This window comes from Ruegeria sp. BB10 (assembly GCF_056535725.1).
Map to the genome: position 1 here is coordinate 1,801,542 of NZ_JBQFIW010000001.1, position 15,192 is coordinate 1,816,733.

The 15,192-nt window shown below is 59.0% G+C and carries 16 protein-coding genes; 3 read left to right on the forward strand and 13 right to left on the reverse strand.

The window, feature by feature from the left end:
- Positions 1-23: 23 nt before the first annotated feature.
- From tolB to ybgC, 5 genes are all read right to left on the reverse strand, one after another.
- Complete coding sequence (gene tolB / locus ACR3EP_RS09165) at positions 24-1,343, reverse strand: Tol-Pal system beta propeller repeat protein TolB (RefSeq protein WP_170351706.1); 1,320 nt, start codon at positions 1,341-1,343, stop codon at positions 24-26.
- Positions 1,340-2,440, reverse strand: coding sequence for an energy transducer TonB (locus tag ACR3EP_RS09170; protein WP_480637421.1), 1,101 nt, complete (start codon positions 2,438-2,440; stop codon positions 1,340-1,342). The genes tolB and ACR3EP_RS09170 overlap by 4 nt, the downstream gene beginning before the upstream one ends.
- Positions 2,441-2,449: 9 nt before the next feature.
- The gene (gene tolR / locus ACR3EP_RS09175; protein ID WP_170351708.1) at positions 2,450-2,926 is read right to left on the reverse strand and encodes a protein TolR; all 477 of its coding nucleotides are present in this window, start codon (positions 2,924-2,926) and stop codon (positions 2,450-2,452) included.
- Positions 2,927-2,928: 2 nt separating this feature from the next.
- The gene (gene tolQ, locus ACR3EP_RS09180; RefSeq protein WP_170351709.1) at positions 2,929-3,624 is read right to left on the reverse strand and encodes a protein TolQ; all 696 of its coding nucleotides are present in this window, start codon (positions 3,622-3,624) and stop codon (positions 2,929-2,931) included.
- Positions 3,625-3,733: 109 nt separating this feature from the next.
- Positions 3,734-4,129 (reverse strand): tol-pal system-associated acyl-CoA thioesterase, encoded by a 396-nt coding sequence (ybgC, locus tag ACR3EP_RS09185; RefSeq protein WP_480637422.1) that lies wholly within the window; start codon positions 4,127-4,129, stop codon positions 3,734-3,736.
- 179 nt (positions 4,130-4,308) lie between these two features.
- Between ybgC and ACR3EP_RS09190 the strand changes: the two genes are divergently transcribed.
- Positions 4,309-6,015, forward strand: a complete 1,707-nt coding sequence (locus ACR3EP_RS09190; protein ID WP_480637423.1) for a SulP family inorganic anion transporter — start codon at positions 4,309-4,311, stop codon at positions 6,013-6,015.
- 3 nt (positions 6,016-6,018) lie between these two features.
- On the opposite strand, the gene ACR3EP_RS09195 is transcribed toward ACR3EP_RS09190, so the two are convergent.
- The 4 genes from ACR3EP_RS09195 to ruvC form a co-directional block, all read right to left on the reverse strand.
- Positions 6,019-6,642, reverse strand: coding sequence for a hypothetical protein (locus tag ACR3EP_RS09195; RefSeq protein WP_170506532.1), 624 nt, complete (start codon positions 6,640-6,642; stop codon positions 6,019-6,021).
- Between the two features lie 62 nt (positions 6,643-6,704).
- Complete coding sequence (ruvB, locus tag ACR3EP_RS09200; RefSeq protein ID WP_058283170.1) at positions 6,705-7,724, reverse strand: Holliday junction branch migration DNA helicase RuvB; 1,020 nt, start codon at positions 7,722-7,724, stop codon at positions 6,705-6,707.
- Positions 7,725-7,728: 4 nt separating this feature from the next.
- Complete coding sequence (ruvA, locus tag ACR3EP_RS09205; RefSeq protein WP_170351713.1) at positions 7,729-8,406, reverse strand: Holliday junction branch migration protein RuvA; 678 nt, start codon at positions 8,404-8,406, stop codon at positions 7,729-7,731.
- Positions 8,403-8,900, reverse strand: coding sequence for a crossover junction endodeoxyribonuclease RuvC (gene ruvC, locus ACR3EP_RS09210; protein ID WP_170351714.1), 498 nt, complete (start codon positions 8,898-8,900; stop codon positions 8,403-8,405). Before ruvC ends, ruvA begins: the two co-directional genes overlap by 4 nt.
- A 329-nt stretch (positions 8,901-9,229) precedes the next feature.
- Here ruvC and ACR3EP_RS09215 point away from each other — a divergent pair, with 329 nt between their 5' ends.
- Positions 9,230-9,442 (forward strand): DUF1127 domain-containing protein, encoded by a 213-nt coding sequence (locus ACR3EP_RS09215; protein ID WP_480637424.1) that lies wholly within the window; start codon positions 9,230-9,232, stop codon positions 9,440-9,442.
- Between the two features lie 100 nt (positions 9,443-9,542).
- On the opposite strand, the gene ACR3EP_RS09220 is transcribed toward ACR3EP_RS09215, so the two are convergent.
- From ACR3EP_RS09220 to ACR3EP_RS09235, 4 genes are all read right to left on the reverse strand, one after another.
- Positions 9,543-9,887, reverse strand: coding sequence for a hypothetical protein (locus ACR3EP_RS09220; protein ID WP_170351716.1), 345 nt, complete (start codon positions 9,885-9,887; stop codon positions 9,543-9,545).
- Between the two features lie 98 nt (positions 9,888-9,985).
- Complete coding sequence (locus tag ACR3EP_RS09225; protein WP_480637425.1) at positions 9,986-10,864, reverse strand: 50S ribosomal protein L11 methyltransferase; 879 nt, start codon at positions 10,862-10,864, stop codon at positions 9,986-9,988.
- A gap of 66 nt (positions 10,865-10,930) precedes the next feature.
- Positions 10,931-12,163 (reverse strand): MFS transporter, encoded by a 1,233-nt coding sequence (locus ACR3EP_RS09230; protein ID WP_170399256.1) that lies wholly within the window; start codon positions 12,161-12,163, stop codon positions 10,931-10,933.
- A 78-nt stretch (positions 12,164-12,241) separates the two neighbouring features.
- Positions 12,242-14,437: a primosomal protein N' gene (locus tag ACR3EP_RS09235; protein WP_480637427.1), complete on the reverse strand. Its 2,196-nt coding sequence runs from the start codon at positions 14,435-14,437 to the stop codon at positions 12,242-12,244.
- A 90-nt stretch (positions 14,438-14,527) separates the two neighbouring features.
- Here ACR3EP_RS09235 and fsa point away from each other — a divergent pair, with 90 nt between their 5' ends.
- Entirely contained in the window at positions 14,528-15,181 is a 654-nt protein-coding gene (gene fsa / locus ACR3EP_RS09240) for a fructose-6-phosphate aldolase (RefSeq protein ID WP_480637428.1), read from the forward strand.
- Positions 15,182-15,192: the final 11 nt, after the last annotated feature.

A 15,192-nucleotide genomic window follows, 5' to 3' on the forward strand; every position in this document is an offset into this window, starting at 1 on the left:
ACTTTTCCAACCGCCTGCCCCGATCAATTCTGCAATGGCCCCCAAGACGGATCGCTGCCGCCATCCGGAGTGCGCACCGGATGCAAGTTCCGCCCCGAAATATCCACCGAATACAGCGTCGCCCGCCCGCTGGCCCCCTGCGTTTCGCGGGTGAACATGATGACGCGGCCATTGGGGGACCAGGTCGGCCCCTCATCAAGGAAGGATGAGGTCAGCAGTCGTTCTTCACTGCCATCCGTACGCATGACACCGATGTGAAAACGGCCCTTGTTCTGCTTGGTAAACGCAATCAAATCGCCACGCGGCGACCAGACCGGGGTGCCGTAGCGGCCTTGACCAAAGCTGATCCGTGTTGCCTCACCCCCATTGGCGGGCATGATATACAGCTGCGGTGTGCCCGAGCGGTCGCTTTCAAACACGATCTGCGAACCGTCCGGGGAATAGCTGGGTGCGGTTTCAATAGCCGTCGTATTCGTCAGTCGAACGCTTTGGCCCGAGGCCAGGTCCATCTTCCACAGGTCGGTATTGCCGCCCTGAATCAGCGAATAAACAATCGAGCGGCCATCGGGCGAAAAGCGTGGGGAAAAGCTCATCGTGCCTTCTTGCGTCTGCAATTCGGTTCTTTTCACTCGGTCGACGTCCAGAACATAGATGCGTGGCTGACCGGTTTCATAACTGGTATAGAGCAACCGATCGCCCGACGGCGAAAAGCGCGGGGCAAGGACGATGGCGGCACTGTCAGTCAGGTACTGCACGTTGGCTCCGTCATAATCCATGATCGCCAAACGTTTCAGGCGCTGATCCTTGGGCCCGCTTTCCGAAACAAAGGCCACGCGGCTGTCGAAATATCCGCCCTCTCCCGTGATGCGGCTGTAAACCTGATCGGCCACTTTATGCGCCATACGCCGCCACCCTTCGGTAGTGCCTGCAAATTGCAGACCGTTGCCCAGTTCCTGACCCGAAAACACATCCCACACCCGGAATCGCACAGTCAGCCGGTTGCCCGAGACGTTCACAGCACCCGTCACCAGCGCATCGGCATTGATGGCTTTCCAGTCGGCAAACTGGACCGGCGCATCAAAACTACTGACCCGGCTGATGAATGCGTCCGATGAGATTTCGCGGAACAGCCCCGTACCGGTCAGGTCGGCGGCAACGACCCGAGAGATGTCGTTGGCATATTGCGCCGCGGCTGGCCCGTCAGGCACAAAATTCGGAACCGCAAAAGGCAAGGGTTCAATGATCCCCTGATCCAGTTCCAGACGCAGCGGTCCGCTCTGTGCGTATACCGGCGCTGTCATAATCGTCAGGCCAAGCAATAGGCTGGTCAGAAATCTCATCATTTGATCCGCATCCTCTCGGGATTGAATGTAATCTCAATATCTTGCCACTGAGCATATTTGTCAGCAGGCAGGTCGTAACCTTTGGCACCACAGCGCAATATTGCCCGTCTGGCGGCTTCGTAAGCTTGTTGAGCAGACGCCGTTGTTCCGCCCGAGCTATCGATCATACGCAGGCTCCCGCCTTCCACCATCCCTTCACGGGTCAATGAAAATCCAACGACTACAACCGTTTGCAAGGCATCCGTGGACAATGACCCAACGTTCCAACACTGCGACACGGCCAGACGCATTGCATCTTTCTCACCGCTTGTCAGTGGAGGACCAGCAGGCTCACTACTCTCTTGCAAAGCCTCGGCCAAAGCATCTTCAACGGCGCTTTCGTCAACTTGTGTTGGTGGCGTCGACTCCTGCTCCTCAGGTTCTGCCACTACCGGATCTGCCGGTGGCGCGGGTCGGTTTGGCCGCACCTGCGGTCGCGGGGACGTACGCGGAGCGTTCTCTTTGGTTTCCTCGGCTTCGGTCACGATCTGATCCGTGGCCTCTTCCGGAGCGGTTTGATCCTGCTGTTCCTGCTGGGTATCCGCACCCTCATCCAGCGACACAGCGGGCGTTTCCACTTCGTCCGGTTCCGCCTCGGGCGGTGGTGGCGCAATGGGTTCCGGTGCAACCTTGTCAGCGGGGCGCGGCTGCGCCTCGGGGCCCGGAGCCACGGGCAGCACTTCGGTCACTGGCTCGGGCTGATCCAGTGTCGGCGCTTCGTCGACCACTTCGGGTTCTGGCGGAGCCTCGACCGGTTCGGGTACGGGATCGGGCTCGGGTTCAGCTGGGGTCACAACCTCGGGTGGGGTTTGTTCTTCTTCAACCGGTGCGGGCGGTGTCACATCTTCGGTGGGCACTTCGGGCGGTTGCAGGGCAACGGGTGTCGACACCTCAGGCGCGGTGCGCTGTGCGGTTAAAGCATCGAACTGATCAACCGAGACCACCGACACCTCCTGCACAGCCATAGGCAGGGGGTCGGACCGGAACGTACCGCCGAAAAAAGCCCATCCAATCAAGACGACATGGGCAACAGCCGAGATCTTGGTGCCGGTATCCACCGCGCGGCCTCACTCTCCACCTTCGTCCAGGGCAGGCCCGCCGCTATCGGTCACAAGACCCACATTGGAAAACCCACCCGCATTCAACGCACCCATTACCTGCATCACCTGCGCGTAAGGAATCGCCCCGTCGGCCCGCAGGAACACGCGATCACTGCTGCGTTCTGCCGCAATGGCGCGCAGTTTGCCAATCAACTCTTCGCGCACCACGTCCGTCGTCTGGATCTGCACTCGTCCATCCGCGGTCAGTGTTACGGTCAGTGGTTCTTCGTTATCGCCGGGCAAGGCACTGGCCGCCGTTTTCGGCAGGTCTACCGGCACCCCCACGGTCAACAATGGGGCCGCGACCATGAAGATGATCAGCAACACCAGCATAACGTCCACAAACGGCGTCACGTTGATTTCGGCCATTGGCTGCGCCCGGCCGCGACGCCGCCCGCGTCTGCGCCCGTTCCCACCACCGTTTTGCTGAACTGCCGCGCCCATCGTTAGCTGTCCAATTGTCGCGACAGGATGGTGGCGAACTCGTCGGCAAAGGCTTCGTACCCGCCAACGATCCGGTCACTATCCGCACTGAGCTTGTTGTAGAAAATGACCGCCGGGATCGCCGCCAGCAGGCCCAGACCCGTGGCCAGCAACGCCTCGGCAATACCCGGCGCCACAACGGCGAGGTTTGTGTTCTGTTGCTCGGCAATCTCAATAAAGGCGTTCATGATGCCCCAAACGGTTCCAAACAGACCAATAAACGGCGCGGTCGAGCCGACGGTCGCCAGAATAGGAAGGCCCTTTTGCAGCGTCTCAGCCTCTTTCGCGATGGCAACGTCCATGGATCGGTCGATCCGCGCCGTGGCCCCGGCGATCAGCCCGCCATCAGTGCGATGAGACCGCCGCCATTCGATCATACCGGCGGCAAAAATCTTTTCCGAACTGCCATCAGGCTGCGTTCCAATCTGTTCGAACAGCTCATCAAGGGGGTTCCCTGACCAGAAGCTTTCATCAAACACCTGGGCCTCACGTCGTGCCGCGCGGTAGTTGATCAGCTTTTGAATGATGATGCCCCAGGACCAGATAGATGCGCCGATCAGCATCAGCATCACCAGTTTGACGATAAAGGTCGCGCGGGCATACAGCCCCCACATGGAGAAATCGATCTCCTGCGCCAGCGCCAGCGTTTCAGCTTCCATGAACCTGCTCTTTGTTTTGCCTGTTGGCCGTTCGTTTGGCCTTGTTTTGCCAAACGCTAACCCAGATGGTCCTTAAAAGCCAACAGAACCACCCCAACGCCGCAATTTGTTACAGCAATGCGCGAATCTCTGCCGGAAGCCGCACCGGTTTGCCCTGTGCATTCATGCAAACGGCGGTGACAGTAGCACGAAAAATCTCGGTTTCGCCCCTTTTTACCAACTGCCCCATCGTAAGCCGAACGCCCGAGCGTGAAATGAAATGAGTTTCGATGGTCAACTCATCGTCGAACTTGGCCGGGGCCAGGTAATCCGCCTCAATCCGCCGGATGACCCAAACGATCCCATCATCGCGCATCGCATTTTGGTCATTGCCCAACCGGCGCACATAGTCCGACCGGGCGCGCTCGATGTATTTCAGGTAATTCGCGTGATAGACCACGCCGCCCATGTCGGTATCTTCATAATAGACCCGAACCGAATAGATGTGCTTTTGCGGGGCGGTCATACTGGCAATCCATCCTGTTGAAATCATTGGAACGGGGCAGGACATGCCTCACACAGATACAGGCCGGCACGCAATCCCCATAAGGTTACAAAAATCAGATCACCCAACACTTGGTATCGAAATTCATCCCATTGCTGGCTAGGCTGACCAAATAGAGGTTTGAATTTAAAGGGGATCCCATGGCCACCCCCCACCGAGAAGAGGGCAAATTCCCACTGCCCATCCTGCAGGGTATCGTGCCGATCAAGCGGTCGTCCCTGCCGACTGAGGTTCTTGCCGGGCTGACCTTCGCTTGTCTCGCGATCCCCGAGGTGATGGGCTACACCAAAATCGCAGGCACCCCTGTGGTGACGGGGCTGTACACGATTCTGATACCGATGGCGCTGTTCGCATTGTTCGGATCATCGCGGCATCTTGTTGTGGGGGCGGATTCCGCCACGGCGGCCATAACCGCCTCGGCTCTGGCGGGCGTGGCGGTTTCTGGATCGTCCGAATACTTGGCGCTGGCTTCACTGCTGGCGCTGATGGCAGCTGTGCTGTTGATTGTCGCGCGCCTGATCGGCCTTGGATTTCTGGCAGATTTCTTGTCTCGCACAGTATTGGTCGGCTTTCTGACAGGTGTAGGAATTCAGGTGGCCACGGGAGAGGTACCCGGAATGCTGGGGATCGAGGCGTCGGGCCACGGAACGCTGGCCAAACTTCAGGGCTTGATACGGCACTATGACCAGACAAGCTGGCCAACGATTGCGGTATCTTTGTCCGTTCTAGTCGTCGTCATTGGGTGCAAAAGTTTATCGCCCAAAATACCGGGCCCGCTGATCGCAATTTTGGGCATCATCCTTTGCAGTTGGACTTTCCAGTTCAGCGCGGCGGGCGTCACCGTGCTGGGCGCGGTTCCTGGCGGCCTGCCCGCCCTTTCAATCCCGGATGTGGATTGGAACTGGCCTCTTTTCAAGCAACTGACCCCTACCGCCCTGTCGATCTTTGTGGTGATCCTTGCCCAGAGCGCCGCAACCTCGCGCGCTTATGCGGCCCGGTACGAGGACAAGTTCAGCGAAAACACCGATCTTGTCGGGTTGGGTTTTGCCAATCTCGGCGCAGCCTTTACTGGCACTTTCGTCGTCAACGGCAGCCCCACCAAAACCGAGATGGTGGCCAGCGCCGGAGGCCGCAATCAAATCGCACAACTGACGACGGTGGCGATTGTTCTGGTGGTAATCCTGTTTCTGACCGGGCCGCTTGCGTTCCTGCCAAATGCCGCGCTGTCCGCGGTAGTCTTCCTGATCGGTGTAAAGCTAATCGATTTGAAGGGCCTTGCTGCCATTTATCGGCAGGCACGGTCAGAATTCTGGATCGCGGTGGCCACAGCAGGTGTTGTGGTTCTGATCGGGGTCGAGCAAGGGATCATCTTTGCCATGGTTCTGTCGCTGATCGACCACACGCGCCGGGGATACCACCCTAAGAACGCGATCATCGCCCAAAGCCCTGATGGCGGCTGGCATGTAAGTCCCGTCACCACGTCAAATCAGTTCAAACCCGGCCTGGTGATCTATCGCTTTTCCCACAGCATTTATTACGCCAACACGCAACGGCTGTCGGACGAGGTCGCTTCAATCGTCAATAGGGCCGACCCCAAGTTGCGGTGGTTCTGCATCGAAGCTTCTGCCATTGATGATGTGGATTTCACCGCAGGTTACTCATTGCGAAATATCCACGGCTTGCTGCAGTCCAAGAACATTCGACTGGTTTTTCTGCTGGTCGAACCGGATGTCCGCAAAGAACTGGACCGCTACAGTGTCACCGATCTGGTCGGGCCTGACGCATACTTTGACACCGGCAGCGATCTAACTAAGGCGTTTCAGCACCAGAGCAAATCACCTGCCTAGGCTTTATTGCGGCGCTTGTAGCCGCGCAAACAGCCTCAGCGCGTGTGACGCATCCTGCGCAGCCCCGGGCAGGATCGGGTCATAGGCCGCGCGGATCACCTCGGCGATTTCGGGTCGCAGAACGGTTGTTTCCCCGGCAACAGCCAATGGGGATTGGGTCCGAAATGCGGTGTCCGACCACAGCAAGATGGTCTGCACCACCTGGCTAAGCGCCAGTGTTTCCGCCGGAACCTTGGACAGTTCCTTGTCCATTCTCAGAAAAACAAAAGCCGCGCGGATCGCTCCATCTTCTTCAAAGCGGAAAATCCGGTACTGGTTGGCATCCGCAGCCATCAGACGATCCACCAGGGGTGCCAAATCGGGAATCAGCCGATCCAGATCGGGAACCTCCAGCAGCTCTTTCCAGTCTCGGAAAAAGAACACCATGCAATTGGCACCCAGTTCCGGATCCGTTTCGGCCATCTTGTGCCCGGCCAATGCCACCACGGCCTCGATCGCGCCTTTGACGGTTGCCAGTGTTTCATCCTCAACACCAAAGACAATCGGCACGATGGGGCGCCCCCAACGGGCAAACAGAAACTCACCACTTTCGCGCGTAAACAGCGCCTCGATCTGATCGGGTGTCACGCCCTGCCCCTTTTCTGAATCAAATACGGCCGCCGGTGGCATAAAATCTAATGGTGCGTACTTCAACCAAACAGATCGCTCTGTCCCTTCGGCGCGGCCATGCCCAGATGCGTCCATGCCTTTTGCGCCAACATCCGGCCGCGCGGGGTGCGTTGGATTAGACCCTGTTGCAACAAGAAGGGCTCGATCACCTCTTCCAGCGAATCGCGGCTTTCCGACAGCGCCGCCGACAGGGTCTCAATCCCCACCGGACCACCTGCGTAATTCTCGGCAATCAGCTTCAGATAGCGCCGGTCTGCGCCATCCAGCCCCAGATGATCCACGCCCAGCCGCGTCAAGGCCCCGTCCGCCAGTTCGCGCGTGATCCGGCCGTCGCCTTCGACAATAGCGAAATCGACAACCCGCCGCAGCAGCCGCCCAGCAATCCGCGGTGTTCCGCGCGAACGTCGCGCAATCTCGCGCGCACCGTCATCATCCGCAGGTGCCCCCAGTTTTCGGGCGTTGCGGGTGACAATCTCATGTAACTCGTCGACCGTATAAAACTGCAGCCTGGTCGGTATCCCGAAGCGGTCGCGCAGCGGCGTGGTCAGCAGACCCATCCGCGTGGTCGCACCGACCAGCGTAAAGGGCTGCAATTCAATCCGAACGGTCCGGGCGGCAGGGCCTTCGCCGATCACCAGATCCAGTTCGAAATCCTCCATCGCCGGATACAGCACTTCTTCGACCGCTGGGTTCAGACGGTGAATTTCGTCGATAAACAGCACGTCCCGCGATTCAAGATTGGTCAGGATCGCCGCCAGATCCCCCGCCTTGGCCAGAACCGGCCCCGAGGTCATGCGGAAATTCACCCCCAACTCACGCGCCATAATCTGCGCCAGAGTGGTTTTCCCCAGCCCCGGAGGGCCGTGAAACAACGTGTGATCCATTGCCTCGCCCCGCTGACGGGCGGATTGGATGAAGATACGCAGATTGGCGCGTGCCTCGGCCTGACCGATGAATTCGTCCAGACCCTGCGGACGCAGGGCGCGGTCATTATCCTCGGGCATCGGCTCGGGCCGCAGGGTGGGATCTGCATCTACCATTCAATCACCCCTTCGGAGCAAGCAGTTTCAGCGCTGCTCGGATCAGATCAGCCTCACCCGCGTCAGGCAGGTTGGCTGCCGCTTCGGCCACGGCGGATGCCGCGTCAGACGGCCCATACCCCAGATTTGACAGCGCCGACAACGCCCCTGCCGAGGCCGCCGCAGCCCCCGAAGCCTGCTTCACCGCTCGCTTCGGCGCAGGTGCCGGTTCCGCCAGTTCGACAACCTCTAGCTCTGGGCCGTCCATTGCCTCGGTTACGGTTCCGCCCATGGCCATCACACCCGGCGCCTTGTCCTTGAGGTCCAGCACAATGCGCTGCGCGGTCTTTGGTCCGACACCCTTGGCCGCCTTAACCGCGCCCCAGTCGCCCAGAGCAATTGCACGGCTGACCCCATCGGGGCCCAAGGCCGAAAGGATAGCCAAAGAAACCTTGGCCCCAACCCCCTGCACCGAGCACAGCAGCCGGTGCCATTCCTTTTCGACCAATGACAGAAAACCATAAAGCTGCATCAGGTCCTCTCGCACCACCATGTCGGTGTAGATCGAGACAGCCTCACCCACCCCCGGCAGCGCCGCCATCGTCCGGTCCGAGCAATAGACGAGGTAACCCACGCCGCGAACGTCGATCAGCACGTGATCCGCCGCGCGATAATCTAGCCGCCCCGTCAGTTTCCCAATCATGCCCGCACCTCTTTCATGCGCGCCTGTGGCGCTGTGCCGTAATACGAATGACAGATGGCAATCGCCAGCGCATCCGCCGCATCCGCCCCTTTGGGCTGACACCCAGGCAGCTGTAGTTTGACCATGTGAAGTACCTGCTCTTTTTCGGCATGACCGACACCCACAACCGTTTTCTTGACCCGGTTGGGTGCATATTCCCCCACCGGCAATCCGGCCTGCGCCAGTGTCAGCAAGGCCACTCCGCGCGCCTGACCAAGCTTTAGCGTTCCGGCCCCGTCTTTGTTGACGAAGGTCTGTTCGATAGCTGCCTGATCAGGTTGATGCTCGGCGATGACCTCGACGATCTGATTGTGCAGCGACAACAACCGCTCGCCCAGATCGTCCCCGTCTGATTTGCACAAACCGTTGGCAACATGGGTCAGGCGGCTGCCATGTGATTCGATGACGCCCCATCCCAGGGTCCTTAGCCCCGGATCAATGCCCAGAATTCGCATGTCGTGCCTCGGCCTGCTCGGGTTTTTTGTGATCTTTGTTTCCGATTAGCACGAAGCGTGAACATTTTCCAAGCGAATTGACACGAAGCCTGAAAACGACACACCTAACCCACCCGCGACAGAGCGGCCTGTTTGCGACAGTGAAATGCCTGAATTCGACACGTTTCATGACCGTTAAATGGCTAATAAATTAAGGGTTTTTTAGAAATAACCACCCTTGCAAAAATTGCATAGGACACATGCAATTTCTGCTCTTGCACGGCCAAATCGGCATCACTAGATGCCCGCTTAGTATCAAAACTGTAACACCAACCAGAAGGAAACAGGATATGGCTGCATTGGACACCACCCGCACCACCACTGGCTCATTCGGCCTCGTCGGCCGTATCGGCGCAACTTTCGCATCGGTCGTAAACGCCGTCGCAGAATGGAATGACGCCCGTGTAACCCGCAACACGCTGAGCGGTCTGACTGATCGCGAGCTGGAAGATATCGGCCTGTGCCGCGGCGATATTGACGTCGTGGTGGAAGGTCGTCGGTAAGACGCAACCATCACTCATTCGCCCCTTTCCTCCCTCAGGGGCACAAAAGAACGCCGCGCATTTCACGATGCGCGGCGTTTCTTTTCAAAGCTGACCGAATTCAGCGAATGAGGCTATTGATATTCGTCGCCAAAAACTCTGACACGGGGTCAATCTGCATGACCCAGGCGCCGGCCTGTTCAACCGACGTACCCTGCGCCAGACTATCAACGCGATATTGATAGGCCGAAGCGCCAAGGCTAGTTAGCAAAAAGGTCTTGAATGCAAACAGCCCAGCAAGACAGATCAAAAGCAGCTTAGCCGGAACCGCAGATTTGACTCGCTGCGGTTTCATCACCACCAGGCCATCTTTGCGCATCGTGGCGCGATAGCCCCGGCTGAGCTTGGCGTGTTTCTTGTTCAGGCGATGAACGCGCTGACCAAATTCCAGTTGTTTTCCCGTCATGGCAGCCTCCAATAAACCGCCCCCGTAACCACGTCCTGACGGTAGTTACAGATTGCGACAAAAAAGAGGCAAGAATCCATGAAACTCCTGAAAATGGTCTAAATTACGCCCTGTTTGCTTAAGATTAGCGTTGTCCATTCACCAATCTCATCTCTTTTAGTCAAATTGAACCCGTTTTGTAGATAAACCGAGATCACATCATCGGCCTGCTCATTGAGGATTCCCGAAAGAACTGCATATCCTCCGGCCCGCAGATTCGCTCCGATTTCGGGGGACAAGGCAACCAGTGGGCCTTTGAGAATATTGGCAAAAATCAGGTCGTAAGGGGCGTGCGACTGCAGATCCGGGTGATCGAATCCAGCGGCTTCAATGCATTGAACCCTACCGGCCATATCGTTGGCTTTCAGATTGGCCTCGGCCACATCTACCGCAACCTGATCTATGTCGCTGGCGATGATATCACCGTCCCAAACCCGCGCGGCAGCCATGGCCAAAACGGCAGTCCCGCAGCCGATATCGGCAACTTTGGATGCCGTGAATCCATCGTCCAGCAGGAAATCCAGCGCCTTGAGGCAACCCAAGGTCGTGCCATGGTGACCGGTGCCAAAGGCCATCGCGGCCTCAATCAATAGCGGGATGCGCCCTTCGGGCAGCTTATCGGCATCGTGGCTGCCATAGACGAAGAACCGCCCTGCCTCGACCGGGGCGAGTTCGCGGCGCACATGGGCAACCCAATCGGTTTCGGGCAGTTCCGAAACCACAAACGGCTTGGCCTCGAAGGCCGCGGCCAGAACGGCCAATGCGGTGTCATCGGGGGCTTCGGTGAAATAACCGCCAACTTCCCACAGGCCCGAGCCGTCCTCGACCTCGAACACGCCAACGCCCGTGGGTTCCGGGTCTAGCCGCTCCATCGCTTCGCCCAGATCTTCGGCGGCTTTCCTGCCGGTCAGAGTGGTAAGCGCAGTGAATGTGGGCATGGGGGCCTCCTGTCTCAGTTGAAACAGCGCCTAGGGCGTGGGCCCGCCAAGGTCAAGCAGTTGCACTTATTCTGCTGGGGCCGGGGCGTATTTCGACAGGATGGTTTCGTTGCCAGCCTCAGGATGGCGCGGGATCAGCAGCGATAAGCCCAGCGACACCATCGCCATCGCGGCGGCCAGTGCAAAGACCGCTCCAGGCGAGGCCACCCAAAGCAGGCCCAGCAACGCAGGCAGGAACACTGCCGCGATGTGGTTGATGGTAAAGGCCACAGCCGCCGTGGGCGCGATATCGGCCGGATCGGCGATCTTCTGGAAATAGGTCTTCAGCGCCAAAGCCAACGCAAACAAAACGTGGTCGATCACATAGAGGGTTGCGGCCAGTATGACGCCCCAGCCAAACCAGTAGATGCCGCCATATGCGGCGAACACGATGGCCAGACCCGCATATTCAAAGATCAGCGTACGCCGTTCACCAAACCGTGCCACCGCCTTGCCCAGCAACGGGGCGGCCATCATGTTGATCATCAGATTGATCAGATAGAGGCTGGTCAGTTCATGCACTTCAAATCCGAACTTCTCGACCATCATAAAGCCTGCGAAGACGACGAAAATCTGCCGCCGAGCGCCAGCCATGAACTGCAAGGCATAATACAACCAGTACCGGCGACGCAGGACCAGTTTCTTGGTCTGCGGCGTAGGCGCATCAAATTGTGGGAAAGCGAACAAGCAAAACAGCGCCAGAAGGGCCGTTGCTCCACCTGCCGCCATAAACACGAAGTTATAGGACAGATCGAACCGTTCCCAGGTCAGCACGATCAAACCATACACAACCGCCGTAGCTGCCGAGCCCATTGCAACCAGCCAACCCAGTACCTGCGGTGCGCGGTCCTTAGGCAACCATTGCAGTTGCAGCGATTGGTTGACGGTTTCGTAGTAGTGAAAGCCTATCGAGCTGAACAGGGTAACGAATAGCAGCCCGCCCAAACTTGGGAACCACGCCGTCACCGCCGTTGCCACACCCAGCATCATCAGCGAGATCATCGCCAGCACTTGTTCGCGGATAAAGATGATCACCGCGATCACGCCGATGGCAAGAAAGCCAGGAATCTCACGAACCGTGTGCAACAGGCCGATATCTGCACCGTCGAAATTGGCAACCTCGATCACGAAGTTGTTCAACAGCGCGCTCCACGCGTTGAAGGCAATGGGCATAGTCAACGCCATTACGAACAAGAGCGTCACCGGGCGGCGCCAGAACGGAAGGCTCTGTGCCTCAGCAAGGGGCATGGGTTTCAGCATGAGACCCCTCTACGCCCATTTATGCTGCTTGGCGAGAGGAAAGCTGCACATGCACAATCGCTCTGCGCCAGTGCAGAGTCAGTAAAAGCTCTGCGGGTCGATATCCACAGTCAGTCGGATGTCGCCTTTCAGGCGCAATGGGGCGATCCAACGGGCGATAGCGTCTTGAATAGGCGCACCTTTCGGGGCTTTGACCAGCAGGCGTACACGGTGTCTGCCCCGGATACGCGCGATGGGCGCGGGGGCCGGGCCGAACACCTGCGCCCCGATCTCGCGCAGCGGTGCATCGTTTCGGGCCATGGTATTGCCGATGTCAAAGACAGGGCCGACCTCGGGCCCAGACAAAACGATCCCGGCCATGCGCCCGTAAGGCGGCACGCCAGCCGCCTGCCGCCCTGCGGCCTCGGCCTTCCAGAAACCTTCCTCGTCACCCGACAGAATGGCGCGGATCACCGGATGTTCTGGCTGAAACGTCTGTAACAACGCCTGCCCCGGCTTGTCCGCGCGCCCAGCCCGACCTGCGACTTGTCGCATCAACTGGAACGTGCGTTCGGCGGCGCGCAGGTCGGCGCCATGCAGGCTGAGATCGGCATCAATAACTCCCACCAAGGTCAGCTTGGGAAAGTTATGTCCCTTGGCCACCAACTGCGTGCCGATAATGAGGTCGGCATCCCCCTCGGCGATCTCCTCGATCTTGGCCTTCAACGCCCGCGCCGATCCGAACAGATCAGAGCTGAGCATCGCGATCTTAGCTTCGGGGAATGTCGCCTCGGCCTCTTCTGCCAACCGTTCGATCCCGGGCCCGACCGGGGCCAGCTTGCCTTCGACACCGCACGAGGGGCAGGCGTCAGGCATCGGTTTGGTCTCACCACATTGATGGCACATCAGACGCTTGAGAAACCGGTGTTCAACCATCCGCGCATCACAGTGATCGCAGGCAATCTGTTCGCCGCATGCCCGACACAACGTCACCGGCGCATAACCGCGGCGGTTGATGAACAAAAGCGACTGCTCGCCCCTTTCGATCCGCTGCCGCACGGCCTGCCGCAAGCTTGGAGAAATCCACGTGCCCGGCTGCATCTGCTCGGCCCGCATGTCGATCGGCTTCATCTCGGGCAGTACTGCCGCCCCAAACCGCGATGTCAGGTCGAGCCGCTCATACTTGCCCGCCTCGGCATTGGCCCAGCTTTCCAGCGACGGCGTGGCGCTGGCCAGAATTACCCGCGCACCGCAAATGGCCGACCGCAGAACCGCCATGTCACGGGCGCTGTAATGCACGCCGTCTTCCTGTTTGTACGAGGTGTCGTGTTCTTCATCGACCACAACCAAACCCAAATCCCGAAACGGCAGGAACAACGCCGAACGCGCGCCCACGACTAGTTGCGCGTCACCCTGCCCGACCATCCGCCAAACCCGGCGGCGTTCGGTCATTGTCGCACCCGAGTGCCACTCGGCCGGGCGCGCGCCAAACCGCGCCTCAACCCGCGTCAGGAATTCGGCGGTAAGGGCAATCTCGGGCAACAACACCAGCGCCTGCCGACCCATCCGCAACGCCTCGGCCACAGCTTCCAGATAGACCTCGGTCTTGCCTGAGCCGGTCACCCCCTTCAGCAATGTCGTTCCATAGTCGCCGGTACGCTGACCGGTCTGCAACTTAGCAACCGCTGCCGTCTGATCTTCGGTCAGGGTCTTGCCCGGCAGATCCGGATCCAAATGTGGATAGGGCAAATCGCGCGGGCTGTCCTCCTCGCGCACGGCACCCTGTTTCACCAAGCCTTTGACAACTGACGATGTCACACCAGCCTGTTCCGCCAATTCCTTCAGCGTAAATGCCAACCCGCCATAGTCCCGCAAAACCTCCAGAACACGGGTCCGCGCGTCGGTCATCCGGTCTGGCTCACCTTGTCCAAGGCGATAAATCTTGCGCATTGACGGTGGATCACCCAGTCCAGGCGCGCGCGTCGCCAACCGCAGCATTGATGGCATCGGCGTCAGCGTGTAGTCAGCCACGCGCCCCAGAAACACGCGCATCTCTTCGCGCATCGGCGCAACCTCAAGCACGCGGATCACCGATCGGGCCTTGCTTAGATCAAAGCCGCCCTGCCCTGGCCCCCACACCACGCCTAGAACCTTGCGCGGGCCCAGCGGCACCTCGACAAACGCGCCCAGAAAACACCCGCCCTCGGGCGCCTTGTAATCCAGCGTCCGGTCCAGCGGCTGTGCGGTCAGCACGGCCACCAGCTCACCTTGGTCGAAATACTCCTGAGTGCTCAATGCATATCCTTGGGCCAGGGGGTTTCAGCATGGGTCTCTTTGAGGTAAAGGCATCCGCGACCAAGGCCAACCCATCAAAGGACTGCCCTCATGAAATTCTTCGTAGACACCGCCGAGATCGACGCCATCGCCGAACTGAACGATCTGGGCATGGTGGACGGCGTAACCACCAACCCCTCGCTGATCCTGAAATCGGGACGCGACATTCTGGAAGTGACCAAAGAGATCTGCGATCTAGTCGACGGCCCCGTGTCCGCCGAAGTGGTTGCGACCGAAGCCGACGATATGATCGCCGAAGGGCGCAAGCTGGCCAAGATCGCGCCGAATATCGCTGTCAAAGTACCGCTGACATGGGCCGGCCTGGGGGCCTGTAAAACGCTGACCGACGAAGGCCAGATGGTTAACGTGACCCTGTGCTTCTCAACCAATCAGGCGATTCTGGCTGCCAAGGCGGGTGCAACATTCATCTCGCCCTTTATTGGCCGTCTGGATGACATCAACCTCGACGGCATGGACCTGATTGCCGATATCCGTCAGGTCTATGACAATTATGGGTACGAGACCGAGATTCTGGCGGCTTCGATCCGCACCGTGAACCACGTGACAGATAGCGCCCGTATTGGCGCAGACGTGATCACCGCACCACCCGCCGTGATCAAAAAACTGGCCGATCACCCACTAACAGACAAGGGTCTTGAAACCTTTCTGGCCGACTGGGCCAAGACCGGTCAGAAAATCCTCTGATCCTGTAACGC

Bases quoted from the DNA above. Each gene is read 5' to 3' on its own strand.
- tolB (WP_170351706.1), bottom strand. From the start codon at position 1,343: ATGATGAGATTTCTGACCAGCCTATTGCTTGGCCTGACGATTATGACA.
- tolR (WP_170351708.1), bottom strand. From the start codon at position 2,926: ATGGGCGCGGCAGTTCAGCAAAACGGTGGTGGGAACGGGCGCAGACGC.
- tolQ (WP_170351709.1), bottom strand. From the start codon at position 3,624: ATGGAAGCTGAAACGCTGGCGCTGGCGCAGGAGATCGATTTCTCCATG.
- ybgC (WP_480637422.1), bottom strand. From the start codon at position 4,129: ATGACCGCCCCGCAAAAGCACATCTATTCGGTTCGGGTCTATTATGAA.
- ACR3EP_RS09190 (WP_480637423.1), top strand. From the start codon at position 4,309: ATGGCCACCCCCCACCGAGAAGAGGGCAAATTCCCACTGCCCATCCTG.
- ruvB (WP_058283170.1), bottom strand. From the start codon at position 7,724: ATGGTAGATGCAGATCCCACCCTGCGGCCCGAGCCGATGCCCGAGGAT.
- ruvA (WP_170351713.1), bottom strand. From the start codon at position 8,406: ATGATTGGGAAACTGACGGGGCGGCTAGATTATCGCGCGGCGGATCAC.
- ruvC (WP_170351714.1), bottom strand. From the start codon at position 8,900: ATGCGAATTCTGGGCATTGATCCGGGGCTAAGGACCCTGGGATGGGGC.
- ACR3EP_RS09215 (WP_480637424.1), top strand. From the start codon at position 9,230: ATGGCTGCATTGGACACCACCCGCACCACCACTGGCTCATTCGGCCTC.
- ACR3EP_RS09220 (WP_170351716.1), bottom strand. From the start codon at position 9,887: ATGACGGGAAAACAACTGGAATTTGGTCAGCGCGTTCATCGCCTGAAC.
- ACR3EP_RS09225 (WP_480637425.1), bottom strand. From the start codon at position 10,864: ATGCCCACATTCACTGCGCTTACCACTCTGACCGGCAGGAAAGCCGCC.
- ACR3EP_RS09230 (WP_170399256.1), bottom strand. From the start codon at position 12,163: ATGCTGAAACCCATGCCCCTTGCTGAGGCACAGAGCCTTCCGTTCTGG.
- fsa (WP_480637428.1), top strand. From the start codon at position 14,528: ATGAAATTCTTCGTAGACACCGCCGAGATCGACGCCATCGCCGAACTG.